Here is a 21,525-nt window from a genome sequence, read left to right on the forward strand (position 1 = left end):
ACGCCGGGGTTCTGAACAACAAAAGCCTGCCGGCATCGGTCTCTGGTTCAGCTTGCCGGAGCAAGCCGGGTGATCACGCCGAGGTCGTCGCTTTCGCGCACCTGCTTCAGATGTTCCTCCGCCTGGATCGCTTCGCGCTGGCGGTTCCACATCGAGGCATAGAGGCCGTTCTGTTCGAGCAGGGCAGCATGCGTCCCGCGCTCGGCGATCTCGCCGCTTTTCAAGACGATGATCTCGTCGGCGCCGATGACGGTGGAAAGCCGGTGGGCGATAACAAGCGTGGTGCGGTTTTTCGACACCACGTCGAGTGCGGTCTGGATTTCCCGTTCCGTCGTCGTGTCGAGCGCCGACGTCGCCTCGTCGAGAATCAGGATCGGCGGCGCCTTGAGGATGGTGCGGGCGATCGCCACCCGCTGCTTCTCGCCGCCCGATAGCTTCAGGCCGCGTTCGCCGACCTTGGTCTCGAACCCCTCGGGCAGCGTCTCGATGAAATGGGCAATCTGCGCCACCTCGGCTGCTGCAAAGACCTCGCCGTCGCTCGCCGATGTGCGGCCGTAGCGGATGTTGTAGGCGACCGTGTCGTTGAAGAGTACGGTATCCTGCGGCACCATGCCGATCGCCGAGCGCAGGCTTTTCTGCGTCACCGTGCGGATATCCTGGCCGTCAACGGTGATCGTGCCGCTCTGGATATCGTAGAAACGATAGAGCAGCCGCGACAGCGTCGATTTGCCGGCGCCCGACGGGCCGACGACGGCGACCGTCTTGCCGGCCGGCACCTCGAAGGAAATACCCTTCAGGATCGGACGGGCCGGATCATAGGAGAAGTGCACGTCCTTGAAGGCGATAGCGCCCTGGCCGATCCGAAGCTCGTCTGCGTCAGGCGCATCCCTGACCTCGGCCTTCACTTCGAGCAGATCGAACATCTGCTCGATATCGGTCAGCCCCTGGCGGATTTCGCGGTAGACGAAGCCGATGAAGTTGAGCGGTGCGGAAAGCTGCAGCAGCATCGAATTGACGAAGACGAAATCACCGACCGTCTGCTCGCCGCGCTGCACGGCCAACGCCGACAGCACCAGCATGATGGTCGTGCCGATGCCGAAGATGACGCCCTGGCCGAAGTTCAGCCAGCCGAGCGAAGTCCAGACATCGGTCGCGGCCTTCTCGTAGCGTTCCATCGATTTGTCGAAGCGTTTCGCCTCCATCTCTTCGTTGCCGAAATATTTGACGGTCTCGAAATTGAGGAGAGAGTCGATCGCCTTGGTGTTGGCGTCGGTATCGCTGTCGTTCATCGACCGGCGGATGGCGATCCGCCAGTCGGACGCGCGGATTGTGAACCAGATATAGGCCCAGACGGTGAAGGCGGTGACAGTGAGATAGGAGAAGCCGTAGCCCCACCAGAAGATCGCTGCCGTCAGCAGGAATTCGATGACGGTCGGCACCGAATTGAGGATCGTGAAACGCACGATCGTTTCGATGCCCTTGGTGCCGCGCTCGATGATGCGCGAGAGGCCGCCGGTCTTGCGCTCCAGATGGAAGCGCAGCGACAGCTCGTGCATGTGCACGAAGGTCCGGTAGGCGAGCTGGCGCACCGCATGTTGGCCGACGCTGGCAAACAGCGCATCGCGCAGCTGGTTGAGGCCGAGCTGGATGAGCCGGGTGATGTTGTAGGCGATGACAAGGGCGATGGCGCCGGCAAGCAGCGGCGGCACCGAGCCGGCAAGATCCATCCTGCCGTTCAGCGCATCGGTCGACCACTTGAAGAAATAGGGAACGAGCAGCAGCACGAACTTGGAAATCAGCAGAAAGACCGAGGCCCAGACGACGCGCATCTTCAGGTCGGTGCGGCCGGCCGGCCACATATAGGGCCATAGGTTGAGAAGTGTGCGCAGCAGGTTGGATTCCGAGACTGTCTTGCTGTTTGCCATGATTGTCTCCAGCCCGGATGGGCTTGCCGCGATTTGCGGCGCTTCGATGCAGGAGTGGGGACCGGGACGTGCCTGAGAGCGCTTCCCGCAATTGATCCGCAGCCGCTACCGCCAGATAAGGTGCCGGGCGGACGAATACAACAAATGCAAGGGTCAGGAAAAGACAGGCCGGGCAACTACAGCGCTGCTTTTCAGACGCGCAAGTCTCGGCCTCGTCATGTTATTTGGCGCCTAGAGACGCTGGTGAGACATGCGCTTGCGGTGCAGCTCTTCGGCGTTCGGCAGCGCATCCTTCGGCAGCCCGAAGATCTGGCCGGGGCGGATGCGGTCGGGATCGATGATCTTGTCCTCATTGGCGATGTAGATCGTCGTGTAGCGAACGCCGAGGCCATAGGTGCGGCGTGAGATCTGCCACAGCGTGTCGCCGCGGCGAATGATGACCGCCGCGTTGTTTGCCGTCAGCGGCGCCTGTTCGATCGTCTTCGGCTGGTTGCTCCCAACCTCGTTTGCAGCGGGTGCGGTCGGGGCAGGTGCCGCGGTGAGCTCGGCGATCATAGCGCCCAGCCTGTCGAGTTCTGCGCCGACGGACTTCGCATCCCCAGGCAGGCCCTGCAGGAGCTTCAGCGCATTGGTGGCGACCTGCGAGGCGGAGCCGGACGCTTGCTTGAAGGCGTCGGGCGCATCGGCAGCGGGGCGGAAATCGGCGACGGAGCGCAACGCGAATTCCGTGGCCGAGCGTGCCGCTGCAAGCTGTTCGGCGCCGGGCAGCTTGCCATCGGCAAACAGCCCCTTCAGCAGGCCGAAGGCCTTGCCGGCCTCGGCCTTGCGTTTGCCGAGTTCGCCTTCGTCGAGCGGCACCATCGCGGAAGATCCGTCCGCGTCGGCCGGACCGGCTTGCGCGGCGACCCTGACCTGATCGCCGGCCGGGCGATTGAAATTCACCGCTGCACGCACGATCACCTTGCCGGCGGGATCGACGACATCGACGCGGATCTTGTGGTCGCCGACCGAAAGCGCCACCACGCCGTCGATGATAAAATGGCCGTCGGAGCCGGCGGTGTCCTGGCCGATGAGGCTGTCGTCGGCATAACCGATGACCTTGGCGTTGGCGCGTGTCGTGCCGGCAACGAAGATCTTGTTGCCTTCGATCTCGACGGCATTGACCATCACATCAGGCGCATTGGTCTTATCAGGTGCGGCGGTGCCGGGAACGGCCGGTGCCGTATCCGTGCCGGAGGCGGCGTCGGTGACATCAGGCGTCTGCAGCGCCAGCTCGCCGGTTGCGGCGGGCGCAGCCGCGGTCTCTGCCGGCTTGTCCGCAGGCGGCGCCATCGGATCGGAGGCATCGGCGACTTCGGTTCCGGCCTTCGGTGCGGTGATGATGCGGCTCGCCGCGCCGGGTTTGGAGACCATGGCGAGCAGATTGGCGCCATTGCCGTCCTTCGGCACGGAAATCGTCGCGACCTCTTCGGAAAGCGTGCTCTTGCCGTCCTTGCCGGTGAATTTGAGCACGAGCTGGTGGTCGCCGGCCGAAAGCGGATCGTCGAGGACGGCGGCAAAATCGCCGCTCGCATCGACATTGGCCGTCGTCACCACCTTTTCGCCGTCAAGCACTTCGAGCTTGCCGTTCGGTTCGGCGGAGCCGGCAATCACCGTCGAGCCGTCGGGTTCGACACGCAAGACGTCGAAAGCCGGAAGCTTCGGGCCGGTATTCGCCGCCACGTTATTTGCAGCAGGGGCGGGCTCGGGCGCACCGCTCAGCGCAGCCTCGGCCTTGGCGATCGCGGCAAGCGCATCGGCGATGTTCTCGGGCAGGGTTTGGACGATGGCGAGCGCCTTCGTGCCGCCTTCCTTGGCCTTGACGGCAAGCGTCTGCGTTGCGGGATCGAGACCCTCGGGGATGGCGAACTCGGCAAGCGCCGTCAGCGCCTTGACGGCTTTGGTCTTGGCTGCGGTGAAGACATCGTCGGCAGGGCCTTTGCCGTCGGCAAACAGTGCCTTGAGCTCGCTGAGAGAGACGCCGGCATCAGCCGACAGGCGACCGACCCGATCGGCGACCCCAGCCGTGTCGGCGACGGCCGAGCGCGATGTCTTTGCTGCCTCGTTAACCGTGTTCTTGAGCTCCGTGCTCGCCTGGTTGATGGCGTCGCCGACCTTGGCTGCATCGCCGCCGATGCGCGGCATGACGAAAAACACCATCAGTAAGATTGCGATTACGAGGACTGCAAGGGCCAGCAAGCCGGCACGGTTCTTCATCATTATGTCTCCCAAGGCGGCAATTTGCCGTAGTAACCGAAATTGCTAGCGATTCCCGTTGCTTTTCACAAGCATTCAAAGCAATTAGGCAAGCTAGGCACGCTGCTTTTCAGTCAATTTTCTTGACTGCATTGAAATGGAATAGTTGTTTGCCCTCATGACCGAGCAATCTGTATCGATTCGATCCATCTGCGTTTACTGCGGCTCTAGGCCGGGACGCGATCCCTCCCACATGGCGGCCGGGCGTGCTCTCGGACGAGAGATCGCCGAATACGGCCTGCGCCTCGTCTATGGCGGGGGTACCAAAGGCATCATGGGCGCGGTTGCCAGCGGGGTGCTTTCAGGCGGCGGTCAGGTGACGGGCATCATTCCCGAATTCCTGATCGATATGGAAGCGACTCGCCACTCGCTCGGTCAGCTCAACGAACTTATTGTAACCCCTGACATGCATGCGCGCAAACATACGATGTTCGAGCGCTCCGACGCCTTCGTCGCGCTCCCCGGCGGCATCGGCACGCTGGAAGAGATCGTCGAGATCATGACCTGGGCGCAGCTCGGCCGCCACGAAAAGCCGATGGTTTTTGCTAACATCAACGGCTTCTGGGATCCGATGATGGAACTGATGCGCCATATGACCGACGAAGGCTTCCTGCACACCGCCCACCGGGTGCAGCCGCTCGTCGTCGACGAGATCCCCGGCATCATTCCGGCGATTATGGCCCAGGCAGCCCAACTCGCCGCCGATCGTGACGGCGAGGACGAGGTGATTTCGAAAATGTAGGCGGGGCAGGGGGGCCCTGGCGCGGTCAAGCTATATTGCAGGCGAATTCAGCTATAAGCCGAAACAAGCTGCGTCACCTGAGATCGCATCCATCGGTTGGCGGGATCATTGTCGCTTGCCGCCGACCAGACCATCGATATCGGGCTTACCGTTAAATCGAGGGGAACGTCGGCGACCGCCAAGCCAAACAGGCCGGCATACCGCTTCACGATTCTGGTCGGCAGGGTCGCGATCAAGGGCGCTTCCAGGACAGCGGTAAGCACAGTCAAAAATTCCGGAGCCGCCACCGACACGTCGAGATGCACGTTAATGCGCTTGAGGGCTGTATCAATGCAGCCTTCGATGGCATCCTTTTGTGAAACCAGTGCATGCTTCAGCCCGAGATAGGTGTCACGATCCAATATTTCGGGAAGTTCAACAAGCCTCGGATTGTAGCAACACATCAGAGACTGCTCGAATAGCAGGCTTCGCCGATGTCTATTGTTGCCGTCATCAAAGCAGCCGACGCCAAGATCGATGACAGTGTCGTCAAGAAGCTTGTGAACCAGTTCCGGATCGACCGAACGGGCAAGCACTTTGATACCCGGGGCTGTCTCGTTCAGCATGGCCGCCAGACGCGGCACCAGCAACACCTCCAGCTCACTGGAAAAACCGATGCGGAATATCTGCTCCGCCAGACCAGGTTCGAAGGTCGTCGAAGTTACAATTGCTTGCTGTGTGCGGCTCAGTATCTGCTCTACGGCTTCCGCGAACTGTAGCGCTCGATGGGTTGGCTGCATCACCTGGCCGACACGCACAAAGAGCTCGTCCTGGAGCAACGTCCGAAGAGTTCCGAGATTGTGGCTCATGGCAGGCTGCTGGATTTTCAGGCGAACAGCAGCCTTCGTCACGCTCCGCTCCTTCATGAGCGCATCGAACGCAACAAGCAGGTTCAGGTCGAAGGACCACAAATTGAAATGATCGATGGAGACAATCTCATTCATCGATTTGATCGTTGCACGAATTCTTCTTATTGTCCATGGCCATCAGACAGCGCTGTCCCGGTTCAGTTCAATTTGAAAGGAAGTTCCATGAGCGATCTTGGAAAGGAATATCATATTGCCGGCGTTACGGTGAGGAAAGTGCAGGAACAGTACCTGCACGATGTACCGCCCTCGTTTCTTTACCCGAGCGCCAAAGCTGAAGAGATCAAAGCGATCGGGCCCAGGCTCGCCGGGATCGATATGGACGAGGACCGCGACACCCTTGTCGTCAGCATACACACCTGGCTGGTAAAGACGCCCGATCACGTCATTCTGATTGATACGGGTTCGGGTAACGACAAGGAAAGGCCTCGCAACCCCGGTTTTCATCATCAGACCATTCCATTTCTCGACAGACTGCGTCGTGCAGGTGTTGCGCCGGAAGATGTTGACTTCGTCATAAATACCCATCTCCACGTCGATCATTCCGGCTGGAATACCGTGCTGCAGGATGGGAAATGGGTCCCCACTTTCAAGAATGCGCGTTACATCTTTCCGCGCGTCGAGCAGGAATACTACTCGTCAACGGCCAGCCACAACGACGTCAATATTCCCAGTTCCGGCGTCTATGAAGACAGCGTATGGCCCGTAATCGACGCGGGGATTGCTGATTTCATCGACAGCGAAGGTGGCACATTCCTGGATCGCTTCACCTTCTTGCCGACGCCCGGGCACAGCATCGGCCACATGTCCGTTCTGCTGGAAGCGGATAATGAATCGGCAATATTCGCAGGCGATGTCATGCATCACCCAATCCAGGTGGAACGTCCGGACTTCAACACGGTCTTCTGCGAGTTTTTGGACCTGGCGGCCCAGTCCAGACGGCGCGTACTTGAACTCACAGCCGACAAACACGCGATGTACTTCTCAACGCATTTCCCCGGCTCGTCTGCCGGATATGTCACCCGCGATGGCGAAAAATTCAGGTGGTCCTATGTCTAAGAACAAGCTCACATTTTCAGGTTTTCACGCCGGCGAGATTGCATTCGAAGAGCACTACGTCGATAGCGGAACCGATGGCATCAAGCTCTATGTACGCAACAAGAGAAGGAAAGACCATAAAGCCTTTCTCGCGGAGAGAACCATCGTGATGGTGCACGGGGCGACCTTCTCATCCGGAAGTCTTTACGATGTTCCTTTCAACGGGATCTCCTTCATTGACTTCCTTGCATATCAAGGCTTCGACGTCTTTGCGGTTGATGTCCGGGGCTACGGAAAGTCCGGCCGACCGCCGGAAATGCTGGCGGAGCCCGATCTGAACCCGCCACTTGTCGCCACCGACACTGGTGTTGCGGACTTCGCTACGGCGGTCGATTTCGTCCTCCGACTTCGCGGTCTCAAGGCCGTCAACGTCTTCGCAATGTCGTGGGGTGGTACCGTGGCGGGCGCATATGCCGCGCGCAACGGGGACAAGGTTGTCAAGCTCGCGCTGCTCGCGCCGCAATGGCTCAGCGACATTCCCATCCCGATTGACCAGGGCGGCCCCCTGGGTTCCTATCGGCTTGTTCCGGTTCACGCCGCCTTGGCTCGTTGGTTGAGCACGGCACCCGAATACGCGCGTGAACGTCTTGTTCCCGAGGGCTGGTTCGATCTTTGGGCAAAATTCACGCTTTCAGAAGAGACCTCGGAAGCTGACAGGGAGCAAGGAAAACTCCGAGCCACCAACGGTCCCATCCAGGACATCCGCACCTATTGGAGAGCGGGAAATCCTTACTATCAGCCGAGCGAGATCCGCTCTCCGGTGCTGCTGTTGCATGGCGAGTGGGACATCGACGTTCCGCTTGATCTGGCGCAGGCCTATTTCAAGCAACTCACCGGCACCCCTTACCGGCGATGGGTCGAAATCGGAGAGACGACACACCTCGCCCTCATGGAAAGCAACCGCATGCAGGTTTATTCCGAAGTTGCGGATTTCTTCGATGAGACTTTCAAACCGGAATAGGAATTGAACGACAAGGGGCCCCGGGGATCCGACATCCCCGGGGGCCGCGCTTCTCCTATCAGGCCGGCCGAGAATTTCAGCCTGGCCGTCAAATCCTCTCGTGTTCTATGACGATTCTGATCAATGCTATCCTGGATGCAGGGCGCAGTGCCGTCGATATTGCGATATTTACGTTTCTGCCGCTGATGATCGTGACATTCTCGCTGATGCGTTACCTCGAAGGAATGAGCGCATTGCGATGGGTCGCCGGCCGAGCCAATCCGCTCTTCAGGTCTTTCGGCTTGGATGGTTTGGGAGCCTTGGCGGTCTTACAGCTCAGCCTCGTAAGTTCGGCTGCCCCGATTGCGGCCCTGTCGCTCATGGCGCACAGAAAAACATCGGACAGATTTATGGCCGCCGCCCTCGCCGCAGTGCTTGCGGCGGCGCCGGCAAATGCCAGCTTTCCGCTCGCCGGTCTCGGTGTCGATCCCGCATTGATCATATTGAACGGCATTTGCGGAGCGCTTGTCGCGTCCACTCTTGCATATTGGATGCTTGGGCGCCGTCCTGTGTCTGGAAAGATTTGTTCCGATGACAAAGCGGATTACCACGTCGCCGCAAGGCTTGACCTGCTCGCGGCGATAAATCGCGGTGGCGCAGATGCCATTCGGGTCATTTCCGCGGTCCTGCCGGTGCTCGTGATCTCTCTTGCGCTAGTAAGACTAATCCAAAGTACAGGAGCACTCTCAGCATTCACGTCCGTTACGCAGCCCCTGCTGCAGTTGCTCGGCGTTTCGCAACAGGATGTCCTGTTCTTCCTGACGAAGTGCCTGGCAGGATCGAGCGCAGCCGTCACACTGTTATTCGACATTCACAAGGAGCTAAGCCTCCCAACCGAGAAAATCATTCATAGTTCCGCATTGCTGCTGAACCCTCTCGACCTTCCCGGTATCTCCATTCTTACCGCTTCAGTACCTGCGCTCCGACCCGTTGCAGGCGTCGCCGTCTTGTGTGCGCTGGCCGGAATCATTATTCGCGTGGCGCTGGTATCATGGCTTTGAGCCTATGCGCTCCGCCATGATGCCTCCGCTCCGAAGGAATAATGCCCATAAAATGGCGGGACCGAGCAGCTAGCGCCCGCGGCTTGCCTGCAGCATCGACCAGCTATAGAGGAACAGCCCTGCCCAGATCAGCGAGAAGGCGATCATGCGCGCTGTGCCGAGCGGCTCGTGGAAGGCGAAGACGGCGATCAGGAAGATCATCGTCGGCGCGATATACTGCATGATGCCGATCGTCGAGAGCTTCAGAAGCTTGGCGCCGTTTGCGTAGATCATCAGCGGCACGGCGGTGATGAGGCCGCAGCCGAGCAACAGGGCCGTGTCGGCAAAGCCGGTGCGATAGAGGTGGCCCTGGCCGCTGTCGAATTCGAGATAGAGGATGTAGAGGAGGGCCGGTCCGCTGAGGAGCAGCACTTCGAGGAAGAACCCCTGGTTCGGCCCGAGCGGCAGCGTCTTGCGGAACAGGGCGTAGAAACCCCAGGAGATCGCCAGCGTCAGCGCCACCCACGGAATGCCGCCGCTATCGAATGCGAGAACGACGACGGCGAGCGCTGCAAGCGCGATCGCCGCGATTTGCAACGGCTGCAGCTTCTCCTTGAGAAGAACCGATCCCAGGAAGATGCTGAACAGCGGATTGATGAAATAACCGAGTGCCGCATCGAGCGAATGGCCGGCGCCGATCGCCCAGACGTAAGTGCCCCAGTTGACAGTGATCAGCGATGCCGTCAGCGCCGCCATCGCCAGCATACGCGGCGAGCGGAGTGCTGCGCGGATATCCCCAGTGCGTCCGAGCACGATCAGCACGATGCCCGCCAGCGGCAGCGACCAGACGATGCGGTGTGCGATCACCTCGGCCGGCGAAATATGCGCCAGCGCCTTCATATAGATCGGCAGGAAGCCCCAGAGCAGATAGGCGGTCAGCGCGAAGGCAAAACCGCGCGGACTGTCTTCGTTCTTGGCCAACGGAACGGATGCATCGGTCGACATCGGTGTTTCCATCTTTGTTCTTCTTCTGATCCGGCCTAGCTTAAGCGCCGTGAATAGGCCAATTCATTTCGTTGAATGAAGGATGAGAGGATATGAAGCCGAACGAGGCTATGGAACGGAGGATGGCGGCAAAGGCCGGCATCCTCCTCTCAGCGGAACCGGCGGAATAGACTTATTCCGCCGCGATCTTGCCGGCCAGCTGCCGGTTCTTCATCAGCTTGTAGATGACGGAGTCCATCAGCGCCTGGAACGAAGCGTCGATGATGTTTTCCGAAACGCCGACCGTCCACCAGCGCACCCCGTCGCTGTCGGTGGATTCGATCAGCACGCGGGTGATCGCCTCCGTGCCGCCATTGAGGATACGCACCTTGAAATCGGCGAGCACCAGATCATCGATCTCGTGCTGATACTTGCCGAAATCCTTGCGCAGCGCGAGGTCGAGCGCGTTGACGGGACCTTCCGCATCGGCGACCGACATCAGCGTCTGGCCGTCGATGGTGATCTTGACCACCGCCTCCGAGACGATCTTCACGCGGCCGAGACTGTCGAAGCGGCGCTCGATCATCACACGGAAGCCTTCGATGGTGAAGAATTCCGGGATCGTGCCGAGCGTGCGGCGCGCCAAGAGCTCGAAGCTCGCATCGGCGCCCTCATAGGCATAGCCGATGGATTCCCGTTCCTTGACGATGGAGATCAGCAGGTCGAGCTTCGGATCGTCCTTGGCGACCTCGATGCCGCGCCGCTTCAGCGCATTGATGAAGTTCGCCTTGCCGCCCTGGTCCGATACCATCACCTTGCGGAAATTGCCGACGCTTTCCGGCGGCACGTGTTCATAGGTGCGCGGGTCCTTGAGCAGCGCCGATGCATGGATGCCGGCCTTGGTGGCGAAGGCGGAAGCGCCGACATAGGGCATCTGGTGGTCGGGCGAGCGATTGAGCAGCTCGTCGAAGGCATGCGAGAGCCGGGTGAGGTTGAGCAGCCGCTCCTCGTCGATCGCCGTTTCGAAACGTGTGTTGTAGGCGCTCTTCAGCGCCAAGGTCGGGATCAGCGTCACCAGATTGGCATTGCCGCAGCGCTCGCCGATGCCGTTCAGCGTGCCCTGGATCTGCCGGACGCCGGCTTCGACCGCGGCAAGCGAATTGGCGACCGCCTGGCCGGTGTCGTTATGCGCATGAATGCCAAGACAGTGGCCAGGAACCCCTGAGGCGATCACCGCCTCGACGATCGCCCGCACCTCGGGCGGCTGCGTGCCGCCATTGGTGTCGCAGAGCACGACCCAGCGTGCACCGCTCTCATAGGCCGTCTTGGCGCAGGCGAGTGCATAGGCCGGATTGGCCTTGAAGCCGTCGAAGAAATGCTCGCAATCGACGATTGCTTCCTTGCCGGCGCCGACGGCTGCCTTGACGCTTTCGGCAATGCTTTCAAGGTTTTCCTCATTGGTGCAGCCGAGCGCCACCGCGACGTGATAATCCCAGCTCTTGGCGACGAAACAGATGGCGTCGCTCTTGGCCTGCAGCAGCCCGGCAATGCCGGGATCGTTGGAGACCGAAACACCCGCCCGCTTGGTCATGCCGAAGGCGACGAAGCGGGCCTGGCTGGTGCGCTTCTCGCTGAAGAAGGCGGTGTCGGTCGGATTGGCGCCGGGATATCCGCCCTCGACGTAATCGAAGCCGAATTCGTCCAGCATGGCGGCGATCGCAATCTTGTCTTCGACGGAAAAATCGATGCCGGGCGTCTGCTGCCCGTCCCGGAGCGTCGTGTCGAAGAGGTAGATGCGTTCTTTCATATCGTTTCCTCCCGCCAAGCGGGTTGTTCTGGAGCGCGGATGCCGCCCCTCGCCAACATCAGTCTTGCTTCCCGGTAAACTGGTCCGTCGCCCGGATCAGCCGATCGAGAATCCCCGGCTCCGAATAGGCATGGCCCGCACCCTCGATCAGGTGGAACTCCGCCTTCGGCCAGGCCTTGTGCAGCAGCCAGGCATATTTGGCCGGGCAGGGCATGTCGTAGCGGCCATGCACGATGACGCCGGGAATATCCTTGAGCCTGCCGGCATCGCGGATCAGCTGTCCCTCATCCATCCAGCCGGCATTGACGAAGAAATGGTTCTCGATCCGCGCAAATGCATAGGCGAATTCCGCCTCCTCGAACTTGCCGCTCGTCGAAGGTTCCGGCAGCAGCGTAATCGTTTCGCCTTCCCAGATGCTCCAGGCCCGCGCGGCTGCAAGCCGCACCGTCCGATCCTCATGCGTCAGACGGCGATGATAGGCATGCATCATCTCATGCCGCTCCTCCGGCGGAATGGGAGCGATGAAGCGCTCCCACTTATCGGGGAACATTTCCGAGACGCCGAACTGATAGTACCAGTCGAGCTCGGCCTTGGTCAGCGTATAGATGCCGCGCAGGATGAGCTCGGACACGTGCTCCGGATGCGTCTCGGCATAGGCGAGCGCGAGCGTCGAACCCCAGGAGCCGCCGAACACCTGCCAGGTCTCGACGCCGGCCATTTCGCGCAGCCGCTCGATATCGGCGACGAGATGCCAGGTCGTGTTGGCATGGAGATCCGCATGCGGCGTTGACCTGCCGCAACCGCGCTGGTCGAAGAGCATGACGTCGTAGAGCGCAGGATCGAAAAGCCGGCGATGGGCAGGCGAGATGCCGCCGCCCGGGCCGCCATGCAGAAAGACGGCGGGCTTGGCGCCAGGCGTACCCGAGCGCTCCCAATAGATCACATGGCCGTCGCCGACATCGAGATGGCCGGAAGCATAGGGTTCGATTTCGGGATAGAGCGTGCGCAGGATCTCGGTCATATCTTCACGCCTTTCGCAGGCCAGGCGGCGGTATCGTGATCGGGATGCTGGAAGGAGATGATCGCTTCCTGCCGTGCGTAGAAATCCTGATCCTTCAGTACCGGCGCCTTGAAGATTTCCTCGACCCAGGGCAGGCGAGCCTCGTAATTGACCTGGATCTGCGGTGCGAGGTCGCTGCGATCGTCGAAAGTGCCGATCGCAAGTTCCAGCCCGCCCGGATGGCGATAGGTCATCGGCGTGCCGCAATTGCTGCAGAAGCCGCGCTCGATATTGACCGAGGACTGGAAGTAGCTCGGCTCGCCGCGCGTCCATTCCATGCCTTCCTCAGGCGCGGTGACGAGCGCGGAGAAGAAGCCGCCGAATTGCTTCTGGCACATGCGGCAATGGCAGATCGAGGGTCGCCCCAACGTGCCCGAGATGCGGAAGCGCACGGCGCCGCATTGGCATCCGCCGGTCTTGATCGTGTCCGTCATGAGGTCTCTCCGAGGGGCCAGATTTTCGTGTCGTGGTCGGGGTGCTGATGATTGCTCGCCGCGATCGCGTTTTCGCGGTCGGGCGTTTCAGGTGCCGGTTCCAGCGGCAGATCGTCGAGCGCGTGAAACCAGGACATCTTCTGGCCGGTATTCGACTGCGCCACCGGCTTGACGACATCAGGCTCGTCGAGCGAGCCGAGGGTGAGATTGATGAAATCAGTCCCCGGGATGTCGTAGAACAGCGGCGTGCCGCACTCGCCGCAGAAACCGCGTCGCACCAGATCCGACGACTGAAACCATTTCGGCGCGCCACGCGTCAATTCGAAATCCTGGCGATTTGCCGCAGCCAGCGGCATGAAATAATTGCCCGCCGCCTTCTGGCACATGCGGCAATGGCAAAGATGGGGATAGCCGAGTTCGCCTTTGGCACGGTAACGCAATGCCCCGCACTGGCACCCGCCGCTTTTGTCCGTTTCCGTCGTCATCCGAGCTCCTTGGGTGGCCATGCCTGCGTTTCATGATCGGGATGCTGGTAGGAGATGAGTTCGTGCAGGAAAGAGCCCGCCGTCAGATCCGCCTCCGTTCTTTCTCCGGGCAGTTCGTGCAGATGGTCGACGAATCCGATCTTGCCTTCCACGCCCCATTGAATGGTCGGCGGAAACGCCGAAGGATCGTCGAAGGCGCCCGCGGCAATCGCCATTCCATCCGGTGCCTCATAGGTCAGCGGCGTGCCGCAATCGCCGCAGAAGCCGCGCTCGACGAAATTGGAAGAGCGGAACCGCTTCCGCTCTCCGCGCGTCCATTCGAAATCGGTGCCGCGCACCGAGACCAGCGGCGCGTAGTAGGCGCCGAACGCCTTCTGGCACATGCGGCAATGGCAGATCGACGAATCCTTGAGTTCGCCGCTGACGCGAAAGCGGATCGCGCCGCATTGGCAGCCGCCGGTGTAGGTATTCATCGGCTATTCCTCCCTTGGGATTCCAGCCTGGGCGCCAAGACCCCTCCCAACCCTCCCCACAAGGGGGAGGGCTCGCTTGTGGCACCACCTTCGCTTCCGCCTCGAATGCCGGCAGTTATGGCGAGGTCGCATCGGAGCAGCGCGGCACCGTAGCCCCTCCCCCTTGTGGGGAGGGGTTGGGGAGGGGCCTTATCCCAACACGCTGCGCTCACCGCTTCACCTCCCACGTCGTCACCCGCTCGCCGGTCGCCGCATCCTTGCCGTCCTTCAACTGGATGCCTTTTGCCGTTAGTTCCTCGCGGATCTTGTCGGCCTCGGCAAAATTCTTCGCCTTCAGCATTTCGAGGCGCATGGCGACCAGCGCATCGACCGCCGCCGCCACGGCTTCGTCGATCTCCGTCTTTTTCGGCAACAGGCCCAGAAGGTCGGCCGTTGCGGCAAAGGTGGCGCCGGCGGCGGGATCCGTATGAGCGGCCTGCGCCAGCGCATGCAATGCCTGCACCGCCGCCACCGTGTTGAGGTCGTCGGCCAGTGCCTTCAGCACGCCGTCGTCAGGTGCGGCATCGCCGGCATCTGTTGCCGGCCATTTGGCGAGCAGCCGTTCGGCCTCTTCCAGCCGCTTGATCGAGAAATCGATCGGCTCGCGGTAATGCGTCATCAGCATCGCCAGCCGCAGCACTTCCCCCGGCCATTTCCGCCCGCCGAAAATCTGCGTGTGCAGCAGATCGTGGATGGTGACGAAATTGCCTTCGGATTTCGACATCTTGCGGCCTTCGACCTGCACGAAGCCGTTGTGCATCCAGACATTCGCCATCACCTCGGTCCCATGGGCGCAGCGCGACTGGGCGATCTCGTTTTCATGATGCGGGAAGATCAGGTCCAGCCCGCCGCCGTGAATGTCGAAGACATCGCCGAGATAACGCCGGCTCATCGCCGAGCATTCGATGTGCCAGCCGGGCCGGCCGCGGCCCCACGGGCTCTCCCAGCCGGGTTCGTTATGGCCAGACAATTTCCAGAGCACGAAATCGCCCGGGTTCTTCTTGTGCGCATCGACGGCGACGCGGGCGCCGGCCTGCTGTTCGTCGAGCGGGCGCTTCGAAAGCTGGCCGTAATCCGCCATGGATTTGGTGTCGAACAGCACTTCGCCCGCTGCGACATAGGCATGGCCGTTGCCGATCAGCTTCTCGATGATCTCGGTCATCTCAGCGATATTGTCGGTGGCGCGCGGCTCGACGTCAGGCTCCAGGCAGCCGAGTTCGGCGACATCGGCGTGAAACTGCGTCTCGGTCTTTTCGGTGACCGCCCGGATTGCCTCATTGAGCGGCAGGCCCGGATGATCTCTCAGCGCCCGCGCATTGATCTTGTCGTCGACGTCAGTGATGTTGCGGGCATAGGTGACGTGATCTGCGCCATAGATATGGCGCAGCAGCCGGAACAGCACGTCGAAGACGATGACCGGCCGGGCATTGCCGATATGGGCGAAGTCATAGACGGTCGGGCCGCAGACATACATGCGGACATTGTCGGGATCGATCGGCGCAAACACCGATTTTTCCCGCGTCAGCGTGTTGTACAGCTTCAGTTCCGGCGTCGCGTCCATTCCACTCTCCCAAAGGCACGATCAGAAAAATAGTGCGACCGGCGGACCGGGGCGTTTCGCATCTTGACTATCTGGGAGACGAAAACGGCCGGGCCAGCGCTCGCGCTAGCGAATAATCTTCCGGCAGATAATGCAGGTAACCGTTTTCATGGCGCGATTTATGGCGTGGGAATGGCATTTGGTCAAGAGGGACGAGGAGCGATCCGGCGGCAACCGGAGCGACATATCCGGTGACTCGATTGCAAGGGCGAGCGTCCGGCGAAGACACGGGTGCGCACGCCGAGACTCGTCCGCCATTTTCACGGCACAAATCGCGAATAGCCAATTGGCAGGCTGTTGAAAATAGGGGGAATGAGTGAGAAGCTTGGTCTGGGGAACGATCGGAGCGACTGCAATTCTGATGGTCGCATCCGCCGCTTATTTCGCATACGATTTCGGCATGCTTCGTTTCAACAATCCATCTTTGTCTACCCATCCGATCCAAGGCATCGATGTCAGCCATCACCAGGGCGACATCGATTGGAAGACCGTTGCCGCGCAGCCGAACGTGCGTTTTGCGATCATGAAGGCGACCGAAGGCGGCGACCACAAGGATTCCCGGTTCGCCGACAACTGGCAGCGCGCCGGAGACGCCGGAGTGGTCAGGGGCGCTTATCATTTCTTCACCTTCTGCCGCCCGGGCAGGGATCAGGCGCAGAATGTCCTGGCGACCGTGCCGAAGGAGCCGGGAACCCTGCCCATCGCCGTCGACCTGGAGTTTGTCGGCAATTGCAACAAGGTCCCGACGCTCGAGGAAATGGCGACGGAGGTGAACGCCTTCTTCACCGAGCTGAAAGGCACCTTTCCGGAAAAGCCGATTTTCTACGTCACGCAGGAGTTCTTCGATCAGTATCTGAAAGGCAATGAATCCCGCTTCCCCGACCACTATCTCTGGCTGCGAAGCGTGTTCAAGGAGCCGAGCCACGAGGGATGCGGTCGCTGGTCGATCTGGCAATTTGCCGATAACGGCACCTTGGACGGCATCCGGGGACCGGTGGACCTCAATGCACTATGCCCGTCGGAAACGGACCTGGCGCACCTGTTCCCAGCCGTTGCAGCGAAGTGAGAGTTGCGGCTTATTCCGGCAAGCGGTAGTCCACCAGCTTGTTCTCCCGCACGATGAACAGCTTGCCCGTCTCGGTCACTCCGGGACCGAGCAGCGGCAGGATCGCCTTCGCCACCTCGGATGGATGCGGCAGCGTCTGCGGATCTTCGCCGGGCACGGCCTGTGCCCGCATGGCGGTGCGGGTCGCGCCGGGATCGACGCTGGTGATGCGCAGCGCCGTCGACTGGCTCTCGCCGGCCCAGGTGCGCGCCAGCGCCTCGACGGCGGCCTTGGACGCGGAGTATGCGCCCCAGAAGGGACGGCATTTATGCGCGGCACCCGAAGACAGGATGACGGCGCGGCCGGCATCGGAACGGGCGAGCAGCGGATCGACCGAGCGGATCAGCCGCCATGTCGCGGTGACGTTGATGGTCATCACCTTTTCGAACACCTTCGCTTCGATATGGCCGATCGGCGAAATCACCCCGAGCACGCCCGCATTGGCGACCAGGATGTCGAGCCTGCCCCAGCGCTCGAAGATCGAGCCGCCGAGCGCGTCGATCGCATTCATGTCGGCAAGGTCGAAGGGCACCAGCGTCGCCGTGCCGCCGACGGCCTTGATCGCATCGTCGAGATCCTCGAGCCCGCCGACCGTGCGGGCGCAGGCAATCACATGGGCGCCCGCTTTGGCAAGTTCCAGTGCCGTGAAATAGCCGATGCCGCGCGACGCACCGGTGACGAGTGCGATCTTGCCCTCAAGATTGATGTTCATGATGTCATATTCCCCGACGAAGGGAGAGGGGTGCGGTGACCCCTCCGGATGGATGATGGGAAAGCCGGCCCGTATCAGCCGTTGCTGGCAAGCATCGAAAGCTTGTTGCCCATGGACTCGCCGTTCTTATCGAGGAGGCGGGTCGGATAGTCACCGGTGAAATAGTGATCGGTGAACTGCGGCCGGGCCGGGTTGCGATCCTCACCGCCGACGGCGCGATAGAGGCCGTTGATCGACAGGAAAGCAAGCGAATCCGCGCCGATATATTTGGCCATGGCTTCGACATCGGCATACTGGTTCGCCAGCAGCTTTTCGGCATCGGGCGTGTCGATGCCGTAGAAATCCGGGAAGAAGATCATCGGGCTTGCGACGCGGACATGAACTTCGCGTGCGCCGGCTTCACGGATCATCTGGACGATCTTGAGAGAGGTCGTGCCGCGCACGATGGAATCGTCCACCAGCACCACGCGCTTGCCTTCGATCATTGCGCGGTTGGCGGAATGCTTCAGCTTCACGCCGAAGGCGCGGATCTGCTGCGTCGGCTCAATGAAGGTGCGCCCGACATAATGGTTGCGGATGATGCCGTATTCGAAGGGAATGCCGCTCTGCTGGGCATAGCCGAGAGCCGCAGGCGTGCCGCCATCCGGCACCGGCACGATCACGTCGGCATCGACGGGCGATTCCTTGGCGAGGTTCATGCCCATGTTCTTGCGGGTGGTATAGACATTGCGGCCGCCGACGACCGAGTCCGGTCGGGCGAAATAGACATATTCGAACAGGCAGAGGCGCTCCGGCTGCGGCTTGCTGGGCTTGCGTGCATCGATGCTGATCGAGCCGTCAGGCTGGATTTCGCAGATGACGACTTCGCCGTTCTCAACGTCGCGGATGAACTTGGCGCCGATGATGTCGAGCGCGCAGGTTTCCGAGCAGAAGATCGGCTTGCCGTCGAGTTCGCCCATGACAAGCGGGCGGATGCCGGTGGGATCGCGCGCGGCAATCAGCTTGGTGCGCGTCATGGCGAGCATCGAATAGCCGCCTTCCATCTGGCGAATGGCGTCGATGAAGCGGTCGGATGTCGAAGCGTGGCGGGAACGGGCGATGAGGTGGAGGACGACTTCGGTATCGGAGGTCGACTGACAGATGGCGCCGGTGGCGATGATCTGGCGGCGCAGCGTCAGGCCGTTGGTGAAATTGCCGTTATGGGCAATGGCGATGCCGCCTTCTTCCAGTTCAGCAAAGAGCGGCTGCACGTTGCGCATGGCCACTTCGCCCGTTGTCGAGTAGCGCGTATGACCGATCGACATGCTGCCGGGCAGGCGGGCGAGCGTCATCGGATTGGTATAATGGTCGCCGACGAGGCCCATATGGCGCTCTTGATAAAAGCGCTTGCCGTCGAAGGACACGATGCCGGCCGCTTCCTGCCCACGATGCTGAAGCGCATGCAGGCCAAGAGCGGTGAGGGCCGCGGCATCGGGATGTCCCAAAATTCCGAAAACCCCGCATTCTTCATGCAGCGTATCTCCGTCGAGCGGATCGTCGGTCGGGATGGCATGGGACTGGTTCATTTCTGCGGGCCTCTGCTCTCACAAGAATGGATCGGCATTTCCAGAAATAACTGAAGCCCGGCGGAGCTGGACTGCCCGGCCGGACCCCTCATTTCGTCCCGCTCAAATGGCAATTGCCTTAAGGCGGGTCAAGCTCTTGAACACTGTGTCAATTCGCCGGCTGCTGTGCAGGCGCGGTCGGTGCGTCTTCCGCCGGAGCCTGGTCGCCCGTCGGCGGATTGGTACCTTCCGTGCCCTGTGCCTGCGGCTGAAGCTTATCACGGATGCTCGCCGGTATCATCTGGGCAAATTGCTCCGGCAGAACCGATTTCAGCTTCACGACCATCGAATCCAGGAAGGGCTTCGACTTCGCGTCGTTGACCCAGGCCGGGCGGTGGTCGACATCGACCAGCCAGTTCCAGAAGGCGACGGCGACGACGAGCAGCAGCACGCCGCGCGCTGCCCCGAACAGGAAGCCGAGTGTGCGGTCGAGCGCGCCGACGCGGCTGTCGATGATGAAATCGGCGATCTTCATCGTGATGAAGGAGATGACGATGAGCGCGATCAGGAAGACGACCGCTGCCGAGCCGACGATCGCGATGCGATCGTCATCGGTGTATTTCTTCGCATAGGGCAGCAGGTAGGGATAGAGATAGTAGGCCGCCGCCGCCGAACCGCCCCAGCTCGCGATCGAGAGGATCTCGCGCGAGAAGCCGCGGACCATCGCCAGCACGGCGGAGAAGAGCACGACGCCGATGACAATACCGTCGAAAATCGTAATGGGCATGTAATTTCAACTCCAGGACTGCCGCTTGGCGGCCGTGTCGTGCCTTATCGTGTGCCTCCTATATCATCACCAATCTTGGCAATGAAAGGATCAAACCTCGTCTTCCACACGCAGCGCTCCCTTCGACCCGGCGATGCGCGCGACCAGATCCGGCAGGCTTTCGACCTCGCTCCAGCGCCCGCCGGAACCTTTCGGCAGTTCAGCGGAGGCGGACGGAAGCAGTGCAGCGGAAAAACCCAGCTTCTCGGCTTCCTTGAGGCGCTGGGCGGTATGAGCAACCGGCCGGATGGCGCCCGACAGGCTGACTTCGCCGAAATAGACGCAATCTGCAGGAAGGGCAATACCAGCAAGCGAGGAAACGAGCGCCGAAGCGACGGCCAGATCGGCCGCCGGTTCGGTGATGCGGTAACCGCCGGCAACGTTGAGGTAGACGTCGTGCTGGCCAAGCCGCACGCCGCAATGGGCTTCGAGCACCGCGAGGATCATCGACAGCCGGGCCGAATCCCAGCCGACGACGGCGCGCCTGGGCGTGCCGAGTGAAGTCGGCGCCACCAGCGCCTGCACCTCGACGAGCACTGGACGCGTGCCCTCCATGCCGGCAAAGACGGCAGCGCCCGGCGATTTCTCGTTGCGCTCGCCGAGGAAGAGCTCCGAGGGGTTGGCGACCTCGCGCAAGCCTTTGTCGGACATTTCGAAGACGCCGATCTCGTCGGTCGGGCCGAAGCGGTTCTTGACCGTGCGCAGGATGCGGTAGTGATGACCGCGATCGCCTTCGAAATAGAGCACGGCATCGACCATGTGCTCGACGACGCGCGGGCCGGCGATCTGCCCGTCCTTGGTCACATGGCCGACGAGCACCATGGCAGCCCCGGTCTGCTTGGCAAAACGGATCATCGCCTGCACGCCGGTACGCACCTGCGTCACCGTTCCCGGCGCGGATTCGGCCAGTTCGCTCCACAGCGTCTGGATGGAATCGATGATGACGAGATCAGGCCTTTTGCCCTCGGCGAGCGTCGCCAGAATGTCCTCGACATTGGTCTCGGCCGCCAGCATCACGTCGGTATCGGCCGCCGCAAGGCGCTGCGCCCGCAGCCGGACCTGCGCCACGGCTTCTTCGCCGGAGACGTAGATGATCTTGTGGCCGCGTCGCGCAAGGGCGGCCGCCGCCTGCATCAGCAGCGTCGATTTGCCGATGCCGGGATCGCCGCCGATCAGCACTGCCGATCCCCTGACGAAACCACCGCCGAGCGCCCGGTCGAGCTCCGACATGGCGGTATGAATACGCGGCGCCTCCTCGATCTCGCCCGACAGCGCCGTCAGCGTCACCGGCCGGCCCTTTTTCGGCGTCTTGCCGGGACCGGAGCCGATCCCGCCCATCGGGTCTTCTTCGACGATAGTGTTCCACTCGCCGCAGTTTTCGCATTTGCCGGCCCAGCGGTTATGAACCGTGCCGCAGCTCTGGCAGATGAATTGTGTCCTGGCCTTGGCCATCGATTACTCTTTCAGTCCGGTTCCCGAGGCAAGCAGACGCGCCGCTTCATCGAATCATT

At 61.4% G+C, this 21,525-nt stretch carries 19 protein-coding genes; 5 read left to right on the forward strand and 14 right to left on the reverse strand.

The window, feature by feature from the left end:
• Nucleotides 1-47 precede the first annotated feature (47 nt).
• On the reverse strand, nucleotides 48-1,925 hold the full coding sequence (locus QMO82_RS30405) for an ABC transporter ATP-binding protein/permease (RefSeq protein ID WP_183606354.1): 1,878 nt from the start codon (nucleotides 1,923-1,925) through the stop codon (nucleotides 48-50).
• A gap of 231 nt (nucleotides 1,926-2,156) precedes the next feature.
• Nucleotides 2,157-4,184, reverse strand: coding sequence for a LysM peptidoglycan-binding domain-containing protein (locus QMO82_RS30410; RefSeq protein WP_183606355.1), 2,028 nt, complete (start codon nucleotides 4,182-4,184; stop codon nucleotides 2,157-2,159).
• 154 nt (nucleotides 4,185-4,338) lie between these two features.
• On the opposite strand from QMO82_RS30410, the gene QMO82_RS30415 reads away from it, so the two are divergent.
• The gene (locus QMO82_RS30415) at nucleotides 4,339-4,962 is read left to right on the forward strand and encodes a TIGR00730 family Rossman fold protein (RefSeq protein WP_183606356.1); all 624 of its coding nucleotides are present in this window, start codon (nucleotides 4,339-4,341) and stop codon (nucleotides 4,960-4,962) included.
• Between the two features lie 47 nt (nucleotides 4,963-5,009).
• On the opposite strand, the gene QMO82_RS30420 is transcribed toward QMO82_RS30415, so the two are convergent.
• Nucleotides 5,010-5,945, reverse strand: coding sequence for a LysR family transcriptional regulator (locus tag QMO82_RS30420; RefSeq protein ID WP_183606357.1), 936 nt, complete (start codon nucleotides 5,943-5,945; stop codon nucleotides 5,010-5,012).
• 87 nt (nucleotides 5,946-6,032) lie between these two features.
• Between QMO82_RS30420 and QMO82_RS30425 the strand changes: the two genes are divergently transcribed.
• The 3 genes from QMO82_RS30425 (at nucleotide 6,033) to QMO82_RS30435 (ending at nucleotide 8,966) form a co-directional block, all read left to right on the forward strand.
• The gene (locus QMO82_RS30425) at nucleotides 6,033-6,926 is read left to right on the forward strand and encodes an MBL fold metallo-hydrolase (protein ID WP_183606358.1); all 894 of its coding nucleotides are present in this window, start codon (nucleotides 6,033-6,035) and stop codon (nucleotides 6,924-6,926) included.
• A complete protein-coding gene (locus tag QMO82_RS30430) occupies nucleotides 6,919-7,926 on the forward strand; it encodes an alpha/beta hydrolase (RefSeq protein ID WP_183606359.1) in 1,008 nt (335 codons plus the stop codon). Before QMO82_RS30425 ends, QMO82_RS30430 begins: the two co-directional genes overlap by 8 nt.
• Before the next feature lie 107 nt (nucleotides 7,927-8,033).
• Entirely contained in the window at nucleotides 8,034-8,966 is a 933-nt protein-coding gene (locus QMO82_RS30435) for a hypothetical protein (RefSeq protein WP_183606360.1), read from the forward strand.
• Nucleotides 8,967-9,035: 69 nt separating this feature from the next.
• Here QMO82_RS30435 and rarD read toward each other — a convergent pair whose 3' ends face one another.
• The 7 genes from rarD to cysS all read right to left on the reverse strand — a co-directional run bounded on the left by rarD (nucleotide 9,036) and on the right by cysS (nucleotide 15,788).
• Nucleotides 9,036-9,950 carry an EamA family transporter RarD gene (rarD, locus tag QMO82_RS30440; protein ID WP_183606361.1) on the reverse strand — a complete coding sequence of 305 codons (915 nt, stop codon included), beginning with the start codon at nucleotides 9,948-9,950 and terminating at the stop codon, nucleotides 9,036-9,038.
• Between the two features lie 172 nt (nucleotides 9,951-10,122).
• Entirely contained in the window at nucleotides 10,123-11,736 is a 1,614-nt protein-coding gene (cimA, locus tag QMO82_RS30445; protein ID WP_183606362.1) for a citramalate synthase, read from the reverse strand.
• Nucleotides 11,737-11,794: 58 nt separating this feature from the next.
• Nucleotides 11,795-12,757 (reverse strand): prolyl aminopeptidase, encoded by a 963-nt coding sequence (gene pip / locus QMO82_RS30450; protein WP_183606363.1) that lies wholly within the window; start codon nucleotides 12,755-12,757, stop codon nucleotides 11,795-11,797.
• The gene (locus QMO82_RS30455) at nucleotides 12,754-13,230 is read right to left on the reverse strand and encodes a GFA family protein (protein ID WP_183606364.1); all 477 of its coding nucleotides are present in this window, start codon (nucleotides 13,228-13,230) and stop codon (nucleotides 12,754-12,756) included. Before QMO82_RS30455 ends, pip begins: the two co-directional genes overlap by 4 nt.
• A complete protein-coding gene (locus QMO82_RS30460) occupies nucleotides 13,227-13,715 on the reverse strand; it encodes a GFA family protein (RefSeq protein ID WP_183606365.1) in 489 nt (162 codons plus the stop codon). Before QMO82_RS30460 ends, QMO82_RS30455 begins: the two co-directional genes overlap by 4 nt.
• A complete protein-coding gene (locus QMO82_RS30465; RefSeq protein WP_183606366.1) occupies nucleotides 13,712-14,188 on the reverse strand; it encodes a GFA family protein in 477 nt (158 codons plus the stop codon). The genes QMO82_RS30460 and QMO82_RS30465 overlap by 4 nt, the downstream gene beginning before the upstream one ends.
• Nucleotides 14,189-14,396: 208 nt before the next feature.
• A complete protein-coding gene (cysS, locus tag QMO82_RS30470; protein ID WP_183606367.1) occupies nucleotides 14,397-15,788 on the reverse strand; it encodes a cysteine--tRNA ligase in 1,392 nt (463 codons plus the stop codon).
• 400 nt (nucleotides 15,789-16,188) lie between these two features.
• On the opposite strand from cysS, the gene QMO82_RS30475 reads away from it, so the two are divergent.
• A complete protein-coding gene (locus QMO82_RS30475) occupies nucleotides 16,189-16,893 on the forward strand; it encodes a GH25 family lysozyme (protein WP_183606669.1) in 705 nt (234 codons plus the stop codon).
• A gap of 10 nt (nucleotides 16,894-16,903) precedes the next feature.
• Here the strand turns inward: QMO82_RS30475 and QMO82_RS30480 are convergent, their stop codons facing one another.
• The 4 genes from QMO82_RS30480 to radA form a co-directional block, all read right to left on the reverse strand.
• Complete coding sequence (locus QMO82_RS30480; RefSeq protein ID WP_183606368.1) at nucleotides 16,904-17,644, reverse strand: SDR family NAD(P)-dependent oxidoreductase; 741 nt, start codon at nucleotides 17,642-17,644, stop codon at nucleotides 16,904-16,906.
• A gap of 74 nt (nucleotides 17,645-17,718) precedes the next feature.
• Nucleotides 17,719-19,209, reverse strand: coding sequence for an amidophosphoribosyltransferase (gene purF, locus QMO82_RS30485; RefSeq protein WP_183606369.1), 1,491 nt, complete (start codon nucleotides 19,207-19,209; stop codon nucleotides 17,719-17,721).
• A gap of 148 nt (nucleotides 19,210-19,357) precedes the next feature.
• A complete protein-coding gene (locus QMO82_RS30490) occupies nucleotides 19,358-19,975 on the reverse strand; it encodes a CvpA family protein (protein ID WP_183606370.1) in 618 nt (205 codons plus the stop codon).
• Nucleotides 19,976-20,065: 90 nt separating this feature from the next.
• Nucleotides 20,066-21,466 (reverse strand): DNA repair protein RadA, encoded by a 1,401-nt coding sequence (radA, locus tag QMO82_RS30495; RefSeq protein WP_183606371.1) that lies wholly within the window; start codon nucleotides 21,464-21,466, stop codon nucleotides 20,066-20,068.
• Between the last annotated feature and the right edge of the window lie 59 nt (nucleotides 21,467-21,525).

Origin of the sequence: Rhizobium sp. BT04 (genome assembly GCF_030053135.1) — a bacterium.
In the GTDB taxonomy this organism is placed as follows: domain Bacteria; phylum Pseudomonadota; class Alphaproteobacteria; order Rhizobiales; family Rhizobiaceae; genus Rhizobium; species Rhizobium binxianense.